At 42.5% G+C, this 15,586-nt stretch carries 13 protein-coding genes; 4 read left to right on the forward strand and 9 right to left on the reverse strand.

Annotated features, from left to right (window positions below):
* Positions 1-3: 3 nt before the first annotated feature.
* On the reverse strand, positions 4-555 hold the full coding sequence (locus PP2015_RS15155; RefSeq protein WP_227009243.1) for a hypothetical protein: 552 nt from the start codon (positions 553-555) through the stop codon (positions 4-6).
* A 135-nt stretch (positions 556-690) separates the two neighbouring features.
* On the opposite strand from PP2015_RS15155, the gene PP2015_RS15160 reads away from it, so the two are divergent.
* Complete coding sequence (locus tag PP2015_RS15160; protein WP_058031102.1) at positions 691-1,611, forward strand: manganese-dependent inorganic pyrophosphatase; 921 nt, start codon at positions 691-693, stop codon at positions 1,609-1,611.
* Positions 1,612-1,685: 74 nt separating this feature from the next.
* Positions 1,686-2,450 carry a helix-turn-helix domain-containing protein gene (locus PP2015_RS15165; RefSeq protein ID WP_058031103.1) on the forward strand — a complete coding sequence of 255 codons (765 nt, stop codon included), beginning with the start codon at positions 1,686-1,688 and terminating at the stop codon, positions 2,448-2,450.
* Between the two features lie 49 nt (positions 2,451-2,499).
* On the opposite strand, the gene PP2015_RS15170 is transcribed toward PP2015_RS15165, so the two are convergent.
* From PP2015_RS15170 to PP2015_RS15185, 4 genes are all read right to left on the reverse strand, one after another.
* Positions 2,500-3,270 carry a substrate-binding periplasmic protein gene (locus PP2015_RS15170; RefSeq protein ID WP_058031669.1) on the reverse strand — a complete coding sequence of 257 codons (771 nt, stop codon included), beginning with the start codon at positions 3,268-3,270 and terminating at the stop codon, positions 2,500-2,502.
* A gap of 509 nt (positions 3,271-3,779) precedes the next feature.
* Entirely contained in the window at positions 3,780-4,685 is a 906-nt protein-coding gene (locus tag PP2015_RS15175; RefSeq protein ID WP_058031104.1) for a peroxiredoxin family protein, read from the reverse strand.
* Positions 4,686-4,709: 24 nt separating this feature from the next.
* On the reverse strand, positions 4,710-5,204 hold the full coding sequence (locus PP2015_RS15180) for a TlpA family protein disulfide reductase (RefSeq protein WP_058031105.1): 495 nt from the start codon (positions 5,202-5,204) through the stop codon (positions 4,710-4,712).
* 9 nt (positions 5,205-5,213) lie between these two features.
* The gene (locus PP2015_RS15185) at positions 5,214-5,897 is read right to left on the reverse strand and encodes a cytochrome c biogenesis protein CcdA (RefSeq protein ID WP_058031106.1); all 684 of its coding nucleotides are present in this window, start codon (positions 5,895-5,897) and stop codon (positions 5,214-5,216) included.
* Positions 5,898-6,084: 187 nt separating this feature from the next.
* On the opposite strand from PP2015_RS15185, the gene PP2015_RS15190 reads away from it, so the two are divergent.
* Positions 6,085-8,439: a winged helix-turn-helix domain-containing protein gene (locus PP2015_RS15190; protein ID WP_083496603.1), complete on the forward strand. Its 2,355-nt coding sequence runs from the start codon at positions 6,085-6,087 to the stop codon at positions 8,437-8,439.
* 71 nt (positions 8,440-8,510) lie between these two features.
* Here the strand turns inward: PP2015_RS15190 and PP2015_RS15195 are convergent, their stop codons facing one another.
* Entirely contained in the window at positions 8,511-10,331 is a 1,821-nt protein-coding gene (locus tag PP2015_RS15195; RefSeq protein WP_058031108.1) for an alpha/beta hydrolase, read from the reverse strand.
* Positions 10,332-10,453: 122 nt separating this feature from the next.
* On the opposite strand from PP2015_RS15195, the gene PP2015_RS15200 reads away from it, so the two are divergent.
* Positions 10,454-12,487 (forward strand): winged helix-turn-helix domain-containing protein, encoded by a 2,034-nt coding sequence (locus tag PP2015_RS15200; RefSeq protein ID WP_058031109.1) that lies wholly within the window; start codon positions 10,454-10,456, stop codon positions 12,485-12,487.
* A 4-nt stretch (positions 12,488-12,491) separates the two neighbouring features.
* Here PP2015_RS15200 and PP2015_RS15205 read toward each other — a convergent pair whose 3' ends face one another.
* From PP2015_RS15205 to PP2015_RS15215, 3 genes are read right to left on the reverse strand one after another with little or no spacing between them, the layout of a single operon-like run.
* Positions 12,492-13,238: a HesA/MoeB/ThiF family protein gene (locus PP2015_RS15205; protein ID WP_058031110.1), complete on the reverse strand. Its 747-nt coding sequence runs from the start codon at positions 13,236-13,238 to the stop codon at positions 12,492-12,494.
* Positions 13,238-14,773, reverse strand: coding sequence for a thiamine phosphate synthase (gene thiE / locus PP2015_RS15210; protein WP_058031111.1), 1,536 nt, complete (start codon positions 14,771-14,773; stop codon positions 13,238-13,240). The genes PP2015_RS15205 and thiE overlap by 1 nt, the downstream gene beginning before the upstream one ends.
* Positions 14,774-14,800: 27 nt before the next feature.
* Positions 14,801-15,586: a thiazole synthase gene (locus PP2015_RS15215; protein WP_058031112.1), complete on the reverse strand. Its 786-nt coding sequence runs from the start codon at positions 15,584-15,586 to the stop codon at positions 14,801-14,803.

Consider the following 15,586-nt stretch of genomic DNA (forward strand, 5'->3'; position numbering starts at 1 on the left):
AGGTTACTGTGCTGTTGCTTGCGCTAAATTAAGCGGCTCAAACAGTTGATATGCAAGCTCTGATTCTAAGATCAACCAAGATTGCTGCTGTTTATCAAAAATATAGTATTGCTCGGCGTCTTGATAGAGTTGAAAGCTCCAAGGTAACTCTTCGCCTGCTAACCAAAACTGCGCCACACTGACGGCTTTGCTGCTCGGCAACGAAATATCTGTCAGCTCTAACTCAACTTGCTGCCATGCATCAATCAACAAAGGCAGTTGATTCGGACTTACTTGCCACGGCCCTTCACTGCGCCAAGCTGTGCCAATGCGCTCAATTTTGTAGCCAGGAAAAGCCAATGTCAGTACAAATGTTTGCTCGGGTAAGAGTCGTTGTGAGCCAGACGCTTGTTCATTTGGATTGAGCTTATGATGCAGACCATTTAAAAAGAAGATCATGATCAGCATGGCGAAGATCACCACGTTATTCCATGCTTTACGACTCAATCCCATGTGCTTGCCTCTGTGTTTTATTGCTTTTATTAAATAGTCGTTTTGCAGTGTATCGAAAAACATCTTCACTGTGGAGCATGCTTTTGCCCTGTTTTGCTTCCGTTAGGCTTAGATTTAGGTCTAAAAATGCATCGACTTGCTATTAAACTGTCGTGATTGTTTGCTAGAATATCGCGCAAAATTTAAGGAGTTCCGTCCATGGCAATGTATGTAGTGGGTCATAAGATCCCTGATTCAGATTCTATTTGTGGTGCAATTGCACTTGCATATTTAAAAAATCAAATTGGTGAAGCAGCAATCGCAACACGTTTAGGCGATGTATCACCTGAAACTCAGTTCATTCTAGACACGTTTGGTTTTGAAGCGCCTGAGCTTAAAATGAGCTATGCAGGTGAAGAGGTTTACATCGTAGACCACACAGAAAAAACACAAGCACCAGATGACATTGATGAAGCAACGGTTGTGGGTGTTGTTGACCACCACAAACTTGGCGACTTAACGACGTCTACACCGCTTGAGTGTTGGATCCGCCCTGTTGGTTGTTCAAACACCATCATCAAGATGATGTATGACTTCTACGGTGTTGAAATTCCAAAGAACATCGCGGGTCTTATGTTAGGTGCAATCCTTTCTGACACTGTTATCTTCAAATCTCCAACTTGTACGACTGCTGATATCAAGTGTGTTGAAGTACTGGCTGAGATCGCTGGTATCGAAGACTACAAAGCATTCGGTATGGAAATGTTTAAAGTTAAATCAGCGGTTGAAGGCACACCTGCTCGCGACTTAGTTATGCGTGACTTTAAAGACTTCAACATGAGCGGTAACCTAGTCGGTATCGGTCAGTTAGAAGTTATCGACCTAGCTGTATTTGACGACATCAAAGCTGATCTTGAAGCTGACATTGCAAAGCTAAAAGAAGAAGGCGGCCGCCATTCTGTATTCTTACTACTTACAGACATCATGAAAGAAGGTTCACAAATGCTTATCGCGTCTGATGACGAAGGCATTGTTGAGCGCGCTTACGGTGTTGCGCCTGAGCAAAGCCGCGTATGGTTAGATGGTGTACTAAGCCGTAAGAAGCAAGTAGTACCACCACTACAAGATGCGTTTGCATAAGCAAACACTAGCAAGTTATGTAAATAGCTGATAAAACCGAAGCAATGTCTTCGGTTTTTTATTGCCCATAATCTATGACGCAGCAAGCACCTAGCCAATTACTCATCGAGCCCGGCATACTAGCTATTTTTGGCACAGTGCCAAAAACGGCTGCTCACCAACACACGCTTATTCAGATCTCCTTACCCATAGGTAACGCGGATATGCGCCTTACTCTGCCAAATCACGATGCAATAGAGCTCTCCGATGCAAGCATCATTAACCAAGATGTTAGTCATCAGCTCACCATGCAAGCTGGGTGGGTGGTCTTAATCGAACCTAGCTGCAATGTTGGCAAACAGCTCACGGCAAAACTGGCTGATAAAGCCTTTATTGAAATCGACATTAATAAGAAACTAGACAGTACTCAAAGCCTAAGTGAGTTACTCACTTTGTGTGGTTTAACCCCTGCACTTCAAACCAAGGTACCTCAAACCCCATCACCTCTAACCACAACACCGCAAACCAAAGTTGATGCACGAATAGCCCGCTTGCTCGATAAGCTTAATCACTGCATTGGCAAAGAGTGTGTAAAACCACAGCAGTGGCGAGCTGTCGATATTGCCGCAGAGCTCAACCTCTCAGAAAGTCGCTTTTTGCATTTGTTTAAAGACACAATGCAGATCCCCTGGCGACCTTACTTATTATGGCGACGTTTGATCTGTGCATTACAGACATTACAGCAAGGAAAAACGGCCACAGAAGCGGCGTATATTGCAGGTTTCTCAGACAGCGCGCATTTGAGTCGCACCTTCAAAAAGCAGTTTGGATTGAGCCTGAGGGAATATCAAAAGCGTTAAGAAAATCACCTTTAAAATTTACAAATGTCGTTTCAGACAATCAACAAAACTACTGGGTATCAGTCAGAGCCACTTGCTCCATTCGCCCCAAATAAGCCTCAACGATTTTGGCGTAGCCTTTACCTTGTTTAAACTTCTTCAACTCATAATTAAACCTATCTCTGAGCATTTTATCTTTAAAAGCGACACTGGCGGTGACTGGCGGGATTAAATAATGATGTTTAAAGATATCTATGGGTCTTTGTTTGTCATTTATGCGATAGAAGTAATAGAAAATATATTGGTCTAATACTGCAAAGTCGTAACGGGATTTAGCCAGTATCTCGGGGATCACCGACATGTCTGCCGACTCTTTATATCGCGCTTGCTCCGACATGGCTTTAAACGCATCGCCAAAATAGCCCGGTGCACCTTGAAAAGTAATCACAGAATACTTAGCAAGATCGCTGATAGATTCGGGCGATAAATTACGCTCAGATAAAGAAAACACCATGGGTTTATAAGTAACAATGGGCTCACTGATATAAAAGTTATCGGTATCTTGTGCAAAAAATATCGGTGCCATTAAGTCATACTGACCGGAGCGAACTAACATCTCTGCTCTGCCAAGTGCTACAAAGTTAAGCTTCACAGAGTAACCAAGCTGTCTGAGTACTGCTTTAGTCACATCTAAATCTATGCCACTAAATAGTTTATTATTTATCGTATGCGGCGGCCCTTCGCTGGTCACTAAACTGAGCGGTTTTCCATGTACTAGAGCGCTAAAAAGCCAAAAGAAAAAGCAGGCTTGCAAAAGCATATTAATTGAACTCTTAGCCATATTTAGCCACATTTAAAATTTCAATAACGATATGCAAAGCCGTTCACCCGCAAACTAACTTTTCATCTTAATATGTTCAGTTTAGAAGTTATTAAGAATAGTTAAAGTGCGATTTTATAGTCATTTATGCGCTTTTGATTTGTATATAATCACGCTCTGAGTAAAAACAAGAATTTACCCTAAAGACAAAATTGATAGTCAATCTCGCCGTATATCACTTGCGACAACATCAATTCTCATATTCAAAAGCAACACTAATACCAATCTTCAATAATACTCAATCACTTTGAGGGACTAAAGCGGACGCTAGCTTCGTTGAAAGTTTTTATTTAGAACAAATAAATAGCAAAAATTTAGTCTCGCTATAAACAGTTTTCCTTGCCTAAAAATAGATCACCTAATCGAACGGATTGGTATGAAGATTCGAAAATAACACTTCAAAAGTACTGAAGTCGTTGCTTCGAAGCTAAAACTTTAAACAACGACCTCCAATGGCGATAAACGCAGCGTTAAAGTTGTGTTCGTCTAATCACTCTGCCATTTTTATTAATGCGAATTTCAGTCACTGTCGCTAATACCCCATATTGATTAAAGATGTGGTTGTGTTGATCCCAAAGTACAGGCTGTGACAATTTATTTGCCGCGATAAACTGTTTTACATGATGTTCGTCAACATAATAGCCGTTCACAACAATCAAAGTATTGCTGTCTTTTCGTTTAGCCAAACGCGCTAAGCTTGCTTCACACCCTGCAAACTGTGGCATAGGACACAAAGAATCAACAAAAACCAAGCTAAGATGCTCATCGGCCTGTAAATTTGTAAGCCTGCTATTTAAGCTGATTGGCTCAGCCAACAAGGTGTGCCCCTTAAAGTTGGGAGCAATATCATTTTCATCAACGCGCGCTACTGGTGCTTGTTTTACAAACTGCGTTTGACTTGGCTGTGGTTTATTTTCGTGAGTTAAGTCTTGCAATAAATGATGCACAGCAGTCAGTTGCTCCTGATTGATCAATTGCTCCGCGACTAAATAACGTGCTAGATCTGTATCATTGCCTTTAAAAACCGTTTGATCGTTTTGCAAGATGACATGGTAAGGCATCTGCCAAACACCATATTGGCGCATCAACTGATAATTTTCGTCTAAGTAAAGATCGCCTAAAACCGGAAATGCCTGTTGCGCCTGCGCCAAAATATCACGGGTGACATTGATATTTGGCTGCACATATTGCACCTGATACTCTTCTGAATTTTGTGCACTCAGCCAGTCCGTTAGCGGTGTTTGTTGATCGCTAAAATACTGCCACACGTCAATAAATACTAAATGTTTCATTTTAGTTTCTGAGCTTTGTAACTGTTCTGCGAAGGAGGCTGTGCTCACACTCAATAAAACAAAGACCAAAAATAATGCTTTCATGCTGTTTCTCCTATTGTTTCGCTATTATTGTTTCGCTAAGTTCAGTAAGGCTTGATTAAATTCATCGGATGCAAAAAAAGACTGCTGATGAATACGCCCTTGCTTATCTATCAAAACATGAAACGGCGTGCCCATTACCCCATAGCTTTGCGTTAAGGCACCCGTTTTATCAAACACCGTAGGCAGCGATAAATCGTTCACAGCATAGAAGTTTTCGATATTTGCAACTGAGTCATTCAAGGCAATATTCACGGTGATCACTTCAACATCGCCTTGCAACTTTTGATGTAACCTCGCTAAATGCGGCATTTCGTTGGTACAGTACTGACACCAAGTCGCCCAAAACTTTAAATAAACGGGCTTTTTGCCCACAAACTTTGAAAGCGCAAGCTGCTGTCCTGCCAGCGTAGTAACCGAGAATTCAGGGGCTTGGTCACCCACTTGCAAAGGCGCGGCTTGCGCACTTATTGGCAAATTCAATAACAATAAACAGAGTAAAAACATACACAGATTTTTCATGGTGTTTCCTTATGAGTTAATTTGTAAAAAGAACATCAACGCCACTCCCATCATAGTAACGGCCAGCAGATATTTGACAGCCTGCATCCAGCGGCCTGATTTGGGTAAGCGTGATAAAAAGTGTGTCGAGCAGCCAATCAGCAAAAGCAAAGCACTCATGCCTAGGGCAAATAAAAATAGATAACTAAAACCCAACAGTGGCGATTGGGTGGAGGCCACAAACATCAGTAGCATGCCGAGTACCGGAGAGGTGCACGGCGCCATGACTAAGCCAGAAAGTAAGCCGGTGACAAATACATTCAATGATCGCACACGGCTACTTGCGCTAACACGCACTGAAAGCTGCGGCATCTTTATCCAATCTAATAGACTGGCAGCCATAAGTAGGCAAAAAACTCCCGCAGTAAAAAGCATCATGGGGTGAGTCGCGACAGAGCCAAATAAATGGCCACTACTGGCAGCCAAAACACCTAGCAGACTGTAAGTCAGCGCCAAGCCAAGTACATAAATAAACGCCAATCGTACTCGCTGCTTCGCGTGAGTTGCTTGCTGAGTAACCACCGACACGGTAATGGGGATCATCGGATATACACAAGGCGTTAAGCTGGTCAGTACGCCTGTAAAAAACACCAATACAAATAACAATGCCGAGTGTTGCTGCGAAAATAATAGTTGCTGTAGCAGTTGTTCCATATGAACAGCCCTTGAGTTGTGATGAACACAAGTTCAACAGTACAGCGCTTGGTTTGCTATTAAGGGCGTATAAAATCGTCATAAAATTTCTATCAAATAAAAATTTAACCATTTATTACATGAACTTATAAAAAACACTGGAAGATGTTTAAATTTTAAAAACAGGTTGGAATACCATAGAATAGCAATGACTATTACCAAGGAGTGCGTCGTGTATTGTTTTGCTGAATTCACTTTTATCCCAGACACCGCTTGTCTCAATACCGCAAGTGAACAAGTTAGGCTCAGAAACAAGGTCGCACTACTACTGGCTTATTTTTTACAGCACCCAAATGAAGTGATAAGTAAAGACCGCTTATTGAGTGAGCTTTGGCAACATGGTGACTTTCGTGAAGCATCGCTCACTCAAAGCATTCGAGAATTGCGAGCGGCACTTGGAGACGATGCAAAAACCCCCCGCTTTATAGAAACCATTCCGCAGCGTGGATACCGTTGGATCTGCCCATTAAAATTAACGTCTAAATCGCATCATTCAAAAAGCGCCAACGCCTCTAAACAAAATATATTCGCATCGACTAAGAAGCTCATTTTTATGGGGTTATGTGGACTCGTCGCGATGAGTATTTGGAGTACGACTCGCTACTTCGAAGATGATGTAACCGCCGATGAAGCAGACTCACAACAGCATATTCAGCAGCAAGTAGAATCTCTCATTGTACTGCCTTTTAGTAATAACACCGGCAATGCCGATATGGCATGGCTCGAATTAGGTTTATCGGATATGTTATCGGTCGATTTAAAACGCGCTAACCAAGTGCAAATTGTCTCTCCAGCCCAAGGCAATTTGTTACTGCTTGAACATCAAATTAGTTGGCCTACATTACCTAACTATATTCGCGCCATGCTAGAAAAAGAGCAAATTGACGCAGCACTAGTGGCCAGTGTCAGACTGCTTAAACAGCAGCAAATTATCGACTTTCAAATTTTATTTCGCGATGGCAGGGTACAACAAGGTAGTATGAGTTTTGATAACCTTGCTGCCAATATCGACCGTGTTGGCCATCAAGTTTTTCAGCTAATTAATCCAAAGCAAGTACTTACATCAGAACATTCCCAACCAGACTTATCAGCCATGGCGATTGCGCAAGGTATGCAAGCGCTTCAAACCACAGGTGCGCTCGACGCAAAGCGATTTTTTAGTGCTTCATTGACCTTAAAGCCCTCTTTGTGGGCAAAAGCTTATTTAAGTCAAACATTAATTACATTGGGCCAATGGCAAGAAGCCGAGCAAACTCTCTTTCATTTAGTGAATATCTCTCTCGAGCATGATCCCTACTTAGACGCTTTTGTGCATTTTTTGATGGCAGATCTTATGTCTAAAAAAGGTCATCCAGAGAGCAACGTTTGGATAGCCAAGAGCGTTACCAAAAGTGCGCAAACACAAGATGCAAAACTTCTTGCTAGCAGTCTAAAGCTCGAAGCTGACCAACATTTCCTTAATATGAATTGGCAAGCACATGAAGCTGTATTGGACCAAATCGATCAAACTTTCGAGCTAAGCACGGCCCCCGAACTACTCGCAGATAAAATGTTTTACCTTGGCGAACCAATCAATTCCGGATTAGAGCAAAGCCCACATTTAGATTTGGCCGAAAATGCTAAACGCTTAAAAAAGGCATTAGGGTTTTATCAAACACTAAATAATCGAAGTCAAGTTGCTGCCACACAACTGGCCATTGCACAAAACTATGGGCTACCGGTAGAGGAGCGTGCACAAGCCCTTATTGCATCAATGCAAGCTTACCGAGTTTTGCAGCAACCTTATGAGCTTGCCGTCGCTGAAATGTACGCGGGTTTTTATCAGATGCAATTGCATCAAGGCGATAAGGCACAAGTTTATTTTCAATCTGCCATTGATAAAGCACAACAACTAGATGCTAAGAACCTACTTGATTGGGCACAGTTCTATCTTGCTTTTGCTTATCTTGATCAGGGGTTAGACCAAAGTGATCGAGGTGGGCAGGCTGGTAACCCTCAAAAGCTAAAGCAAGCGATTGATTTACTAAATCAAGTTTTGAATACCACTTCAAATCAAATCATTGCCGCAAGCAGCCGAGTCTTTCTAGGTTGGGCGCATACCCAAACCCAAGATTTTGAACTGGCACACCAAGTACTTGCACAAGCATTATTAGACACTGAAACACCTGCATATCGCATCACACACGCCTACGCTAGATATAGCAAAATGTACGCATATCTTTTACAGCAGCAATATGCGCAAGTACTAAACCTCAGGCTAGCGCAATTCACCACCCGATTAGAAGCAATTTATGTAGCTAGAGCGTATGCTGAGCTTGACCAGTTTGATAATGCCATAACGACTTTAAAAACGTTTCAATCACAGCTACCTACTCAATGGCAACAAGCAGATACTCAACTGTTAGCTGAATATCAAAATGCAAACAAAGGTGGGCAATGGTTAAGCCAAGCGCTCGAAAAAGCGCATAGTGTGTATTGTGAAACAGAATGGTTAGTTGAATAAAAAATGGCTCGCGACTTCTTTACCTATCAAATCACGAGCCATAAATTAGACATGCCTTTAAAATGAAGAGCTTATTCAGAACGCTCTATTAGCTCTAACACGGCTTCTATCACGGTATCTGGATGTTCAAAAAACACTTGATGACTGGCATTTTTTAGCTGGTAATATTTTCCTTGAGTCTTATTAGCAATATCTTTACTCCATTGCGTCCCCTCTTGTTGCCATTTAATTAAACCAGCCTTATTTTCTTCGTCGGCAGTTTCAATGTCTAAGCGCTCAAAATCAGTATCAATTACACTAATAGGTACACTAATATTGTGTTGCAATGGCTCGGCAATATTCAGGTCATCATGATAGTTCATCATTTCTTTTATACGTGTTACTTGATTTTCGACTTGTAATCGCTGCTCAGTTACTTGGCCATAATAGACCCAATCCATTTTCTCTTGATGATTTGACGGAATGAGCTTGACGATCTCTTCACGTTCAATGGCAATACGCTCACGACTCTTTTCAGTCCAATTACCACCACGCACATGCTCAATATATTCGGTTTTATATTTTCGCAGGCCTGCAACCGAGCCACTTTGATATTGAGAAATTGAGTGAGGTAGTAAAATATCAGGATCAGCCCACACTACACCATTCACCTTGATATCAGGGTTGGGATTATGTAAGTACATGAGGGTCGCTAAGTTGCTGTTGGCGAAACTCAAGAATGTTACTTCTTTAGTGCCTAATAAGCTCAGTAGTTCAGGCAAATCTTCCGCCAGCTGTTTGAATGACGGCTCTTCTACATCGGAGCTCCAAGCATTCCCCAGCCTGTCTATTACATGCACTCTTGCATGCTCTGCAAGTAATGGTTGCACAAGAGAAGCCCAAGCGGAGTCACTGTGAAAAAACTTGTTCGCACCAGAGAGGATCACCACATCTCCCTTGTCAGTTTGTTTGCCCATACTTCTAACGTGATAGTTTTTAGTATTCACCGTATAAAGCGCTGAGAATTCAGGTAAAGCGTATGCGCTGCTTTGATTAAAAAAGTCTAATAGCTGGTTTGAGGTTGAGTAGTCTTCAAAAGACCAAGCATGGCCACCTCCATTAATGCTCACTAATTTGCTCAATAGTGTAGCGTCGATTGAAGAGCGATATAGTTTCTCCGTAACGCGCTCACTGGGCGTACTTTCAGTCACTATGGCATCAGGTATGGTCTGGCTAGTAATCAACTCGACTGTTTTAGGCGCCGAAATAAGCCCAAAGTTATGATGTACCAGACCTTGATAAGGTAAGACTCTATCTGCAGTGCCTTGCACTAACATATAACTTGTAGGATCGGTAATACTACACATACTCGATAACCTATCTGACATAGGCGATGCCACACTCGCGACAGCTTGAAACTTTTCACTGAACTTACACAGCATGTTTTGGCTGAACAGCCCACCTTGAGAAAAACCGACCGCGTAGTTTTCACCTTCCAACAAATTATATTCGGCATGCATTTTATCAATCAATTGAACGATAAATTCGACATCTTTAGCCCCCAAACGATGTGCAATATTACACTCACACCCTTCATCCCACTCTATCTCCTTAGACTTAGGATAAATTACAAGGTAGTCATCGCTTAATAACTCAAATCGCGTCATGCGTTGCATACGTTTTTCTGTTCCTCCTGAACCATGAAAAGCAAATAATAACTTGTATGCTTTTCCTTCTTTAACCCCTCCTTCAGGGAAGGCCAAGGTATAAAAACGATCTCCTAAACTTAAATGTAAATCACTTGAGGTTTCCTCCGGTGTTTCATTGAGTTCAACCTGCTCTGTGGGGTGGCTCTGGCTTCCACAAGCTTGTAGCACACCAGATAATACAAGGGCTAATAATAACTTTTTCATTTGTCTCTCCTGTTTTGCCAAGAGACTAAATTTGCTGCTACATTATTGTCACAACCTTTAATCGAATTTATCGTTACCTTTTGCTTACCTAAAAAATAAGTATAAAAAACATTAGGCTAGGTATGAAATATCAAATACATGACATCATCTTTGATACTCAAGAAAAAGCGCTTTTTCATAATGGAGAAAGCGTTTTATTGGAAGCCAAGTCTTATCACCTATTATTAGCCTTTATTCAAAGTAACGAACCCGTTCTATCGAGAGATAAATTAATTGAGTTGGCCTGGCCACAACAAGTCGTCTCTGACGGTGCGGTAAACAAAGCGATTTCTAAACTTAGAAGTCATCTAGAACAGCTATCACCAGATGTTGAATTTATTGTCACCAAGCCAAAGTTTGGATATCAATTTTGCGCACCTGTAAAAATACTGTCTGAGCCTAATAACACACTGGGCTCCGCAACCTTAAAACCGTCTATAAGACCTCAAAATAGATGGGTAATCATCGTCATTTGCACTTTTTTGCTTATATCGCTGTTTTTCTTATACATACATAACACTTTGCAGAACACAGAGGAAAAAACCAAACAAACTGAGTTCAGCCAGTTTAGATTTACCGCGCTCGATGGGGTAGAAACCAAGCTTAGTAGTTCAAAAGACGGGCAAGTGTTATTCATTAATACTGATGTAAATGGTCAAGCATCACTGTACTTGAAGGTAAATAAAGACATCCCAAAAGTATTGCCGATAAAACTGACTGACGTTCGAGATATTCGACTCGCTCCAGATGGGAAAGTCATCGGACTGGTGTCTCAAAATAGAGAAAGCTGCTTAATAGAACAGGTATCTCTCGCTTCTTTTGATAAAAAGACATTGCTCGATTGTAGTCAGTTTTCGGATGTAAAAATTGCATGGCACTACGATATGCAGAGGCTCTTTATTCAAGCCAGAAAAAATAACGCAACGCCCTATAAAATATATCAATTTAAGATAGCAACTCAGGTACTAGAGCAAATATCCTTGCCACAAAAGCACGTTGCTTTAAATGGTGACTTTCGATTGGCCGCTCATCCCACTCAACCTCGTTTAGCATTTGCTCGATATCTTGAGTCTGATCGCAGTGAAATTCATGTGCTAAACACCCATACACTAGAAAAGCTGGCAACTTATCCTGTACCTTATGTGGTTGGTGCTTTAGCCTGGGACGCAGGAAATGATGTACTGTTTTTTACTGCAGAAAAGACCTTACTACAAATTGATACTCAAAGTGGTTCTGAACACGCCATCAAACAGCTGAGCTATCCGATTGAGTCCATTACCAGTACCCTCTCTTCTAATGGCAAGGTATTACTCGCGACTCAATATCACCCTAGCAGTCGTATAAAAAGATATGACCTCAACACACAAGAAACCAAAACCGTGCTTAACAATGCCGCGCTCAACCGTCTGCCAAGGCAAACTGATAATCAGTCATTGTTATTTCTCTCAGACATGATGGGCACGCATGATTTATGGCAACTTAAAGGCGAAGCATTACACAAAATCTCGCTGCCATTTGAATTTGGCTTTAGACGCTTTCAAATTGATAGCCAAAAAGAGCATGTACTTTTTGAAAAAAAGGGCGCTTTATATGAGCTTAATTTACTCACCAATAAAGTGAATACACTCATAACTGCTGAGCACAAAGCGTATGTTGCAAACTATAGCCAAGACGATAAAAACATCATCTATAGCAGTCAAAAAAGCGGTCAATGGCAATTATGGCTGTTTAACAAAACGACTTTAATACACACTCAATTAACACAGTATGGTGGCTATAGTGGGTATCAATATCAAGGCGGGCTGATTTACTCAAAAAGGAACCAAGCTGGACTGTGGCGTTTGTTTGAGGGTAAAGAGACTTTACTTATCAAAGATTTTAGCAATATAAACTGGCTCAACTTTCAACTAATAGAAGATAATGTTTATTTCTATCGCAAGGGCTCCGGCATCTGGCGCTATAATTTAACAGCCAAAGAAGCTGAAAAAGTCATGAAGAGTAATCACCATTTCATCAACCAGTTTCATATTAACTCAGCGCAAAATGCAATTTTATTTGCGGAACTCAAACCTATTCAAGGTGATGTACAAGGCTTTGTGATTCATGACATGCTCTGACTCTCTAACCACTTGCACACTGTTCACATTCTGGATCTTTAAATAACCCAAAGGACTTTTGCTCTAACGTTAAACCATCCACTTGTTTAAACACACTGCCGCTATGATGACCTAAAATCATGTTTACGGTATAAAGCGCCTGCATTGAGCCAATAACACCGAGCAACGGGCTGATTACTCCAAAGTTATCGCAGTTTTGAGAAACTTGCCCACTACTTTCTGGAAACAGGCAGGCATAACAAGGACTTTCGCTTCTAAAGTCAAATACCATTATTTGACCTTGGGTTGCGATGGCTGCGCCTGAAATTAGTACTTTTTGCTTCGCAAGGCAGTATTCATTCAGTAGATAACGGGTTTTAAAGTTATCACTACAATCGAGGATAAAGTCGGCATCAGCCAATAATGCATCTAAATTTTCTGCACTTAAACGTGCGTGCACTGGGTTCAGTGAAATTTGATTATTTAGACTAGTCAGTACTTTACCTGCAGCTTTAGCTTTGCTTTGACCAAGGTGGTTTACCTTATACATGATCTGACGTTGAAGGTTAGACAGCTCAACCTCGTCATCATCAATGAATGTCAGTTGCCCTATGCCTGAGGCCGCCAAATACAGTAAAGCCGGACTGCCTAAACCGCCACAGCCTACCACCGCAACTTTGGCACTTTTCAGCTTATTTTGCCCAGCTTCGCCAACTTCTTTGAGTAACAAGTGGCGGCTGTAACGCAGCCGCTCTTTGTCATCCAATGCCATTAAGCCTCACCTCGTCCTTTGCGAATTGCAGCTTTAAGTTCAAGAACCGCATTTTGGTGGTCATCAGCTAAAGTGATAGCACGCACAACCGCGACACTGCCCACACCAGTACTGGCAACCTGCTCAGTACGCGCAATATCAATACCGCCTATGGCCACGGTCGGGTAATGTGCTTTCATTAACGGTACAAAATGCTTGAGCTTTTCAAGGCCCTGTATTTGCCCTGTCATATCTTTGGTTGTGGTTGGATAAATCGCCCCAAATGCCAAATAGCTCGGGCGATAGTTATGCGCTCGCACCATTTCATAAAAGCCGTGTGTCGATACACCTAAACGTAAACCCGCATTTTGAATTGCCGACAGGTTTGCTTCACTTAAATCTTCTTGACCAAGATGCACACCATATGCACCATGCTCAATAGCTAACTGCCAGTAATCGTTAATAAATACTCGGCCTTGATATTTCTCACCCAGCATGATGGCAGTTTTGATCTCCGCTTCTAGGTTTGGATCATTCGGATCTTTAATGCGCAGTTGAACGGTCGGTACGCCTGCGGCTAAACATTTTTCAATCCAATCTGCAGTATCAACAACCGCATAAAGCTCAAGCTCACCCTCGGTGTCAGCAAAACCTGCTGCAAAATTAAAATCATCCGGCGCGCCCAGTTCTAATTCATCGGCTAACCAACTACCCGGCTCAATCACTTGCGGGAAATGCGTTAAGTCTTCTGGGAAGCCCGTATGCGCTACAGGGCCAATGCCTTCGCCATAACGCACGGCGCTTGCTAAACCTTGGTTGATATACGCTTTACCTAAAATAAATGCATCTTTTAACGGGTAACCTTTGGCAAGGCAAGCCGCGATACATGAAGATAAACTACAGCCCGTGCCATGGGTATGTGGAGTGACTATCGCCTCGTTTCCTAGCCAGTGTTCTTCTTGGCTGTCACTGCGACAATAATCTATGCAGTAGCCTTTCGGGTAATCCCAGTGACCACCTTTGATCACCGCTGAACCTGCACCAAAAGCCTGCAGCTTTTCGGCCGCTTCAACCACTGAACTTGGGCCAATAAGGTAAATACCTGTGAGTAACTGTGTCTCGTGTGTATTTGGCGTGATCACATCCACCAGCGGGAAAAGATACTTTTTCAGTGCGTCAACCGTGTCTTCTTCAGTTAACGTGTCACCACTGGTTGCAATCGCAACCGGGTCATACACCACCACTGGCGGCACCGCCCACGTTTTTTTGTAGTGAGCAATGTGCTCGGCGATTAACTCTACTTGCGCGATATTGGCGAGCAAGCCTATTTTAATCACTTTTGCAGGCATATCTTGCGCCAATGCATTAAGTTGAGACTCAATCACAGCATTATTAACAGGGTTTATAGCGTCAACCCCAAGGCTGTTTTGTGCGGTTAGCGCCGTGATCACTGTACAGCCGTGTACACCGAAGCTGTGCATAGCTTTAAGGTCGGCTTGAATACCTGCGCCACCACCACTGTCTGAGCCTGCAATACTCCAAACAACTTCTGACATGTCAGACTCCTAAATTCTTTATCTATTTTAATCTTGGTGCCAAAACGGCATCCCCATGGTCGGCGTAGAAGGTGCCGCCACCTCTTTTTCAGGCATGGCTTTCGCTTCATAACTAAAGCGCCCTGCTTCTACTGCAGATTTAAACGCTTTGGCCATGGTCACCGGGCAACCCGCACCAGCAATGGCCGAGTTTAATAGTACCGCATCATAACCTAGCTCGAGCGCTTGGCAAGCATGCGACGGTAAGCCTAAGCCTGCATCCACAATGAGAGTATGCTCTGGCAGGCGCTCACGAATGGTTTTTAAATTATAAGGATTAATTAGCCCTTTGCCTGTGCCAATTGGTGCGCCCCAAGGCATCAATACCTCACAGCCTAAATCGGCCAGACGCTGACAGATCACTAAGTCATCGGTGCAATAAGGCAGTACTTTAAAACCATCTTTGATCAAAATGTCAGTCGCTTCTAATAAAGCCACGGGATCAGGCTGCAAATTATACTCATCGCCAATTAGCTCTAACTTGATCCAGTCTGTATCGAAGACTTCGCGACACATTTGCGCCAAGGTCACCACTTCTTTCACACTGTGGCACCCTGCTGTATTAGGCAATACGCGCAGCCCTGTATCTTTGATTAATTGCCAAAAATCTTGCCCAGCTTCGACTGAGTTTTGGCGTCGCAATGACACAGTCACAATTTGTGACTGCGATGCCACCAGCGATTGCTGCATAATTTGCGGAGATGGATAAAGTGCTGAGCCTATCAATAAACGGCTATCAAAGGTTTCGCCATAAATGGTGAGTGGTTTATGCAT

Source organism: Pseudoalteromonas phenolica (assembly GCF_001444405.1).
GTDB lineage: Bacteria > Pseudomonadota > Gammaproteobacteria > Enterobacterales > Alteromonadaceae > Pseudoalteromonas > Pseudoalteromonas phenolica.

Bases quoted from the DNA above. Each gene is read 5' to 3' on its own strand.
- PP2015_RS15155 (WP_227009243.1), bottom strand. From the start codon at position 555: ATGTTTTTCGATACACTGCAAAACGACTATTTAATAAAAGCAATAAAA.
- PP2015_RS15160 (WP_058031102.1), top strand. From the start codon at position 691: ATGGCAATGTATGTAGTGGGTCATAAGATCCCTGATTCAGATTCTATT.
- PP2015_RS15165 (WP_058031103.1), top strand. From the start codon at position 1,686: ATGACGCAGCAAGCACCTAGCCAATTACTCATCGAGCCCGGCATACTA.
- PP2015_RS15170 (WP_058031669.1), bottom strand. From the start codon at position 3,270: ATGGCTAAGAGTTCAATTAATATGCTTTTGCAAGCCTGCTTTTTCTTT.
- PP2015_RS15175 (WP_058031104.1), bottom strand. From the start codon at position 4,685: ATGAAAGCATTATTTTTGGTCTTTGTTTTATTGAGTGTGAGCACAGCC.
- PP2015_RS15180 (WP_058031105.1), bottom strand. From the start codon at position 5,204: ATGAAAAATCTGTGTATGTTTTTACTCTGTTTATTGTTATTGAATTTG.
- PP2015_RS15185 (WP_058031106.1), bottom strand. From the start codon at position 5,897: ATGGAACAACTGCTACAGCAACTATTATTTTCGCAGCAACACTCGGCA.
- PP2015_RS15190 (WP_083496603.1), top strand. From the start codon at position 6,085: ATGACTATTACCAAGGAGTGCGTCGTGTATTGTTTTGCTGAATTCACT.
- PP2015_RS15195 (WP_058031108.1), bottom strand. From the start codon at position 10,331: ATGAAAAAGTTATTATTAGCCCTTGTATTATCTGGTGTGCTACAAGCT.
- PP2015_RS15200 (WP_058031109.1), top strand. From the start codon at position 10,454: ATGAAATATCAAATACATGACATCATCTTTGATACTCAAGAAAAAGCG.
- PP2015_RS15205 (WP_058031110.1), bottom strand. From the start codon at position 13,238: ATGGCATTGGATGACAAAGAGCGGCTGCGTTACAGCCGCCACTTGTTA.
- thiE (WP_058031111.1), bottom strand. From the start codon at position 14,773: ATGTCAGAAGTTGTTTGGAGTATTGCAGGCTCAGACAGTGGTGGTGGC.
- PP2015_RS15215 (WP_058031112.1), bottom strand. From the start codon at position 15,586: ATGCATAAACCACTCACCATTTATGGCGAAACCTTTGATAGCCGTTTA.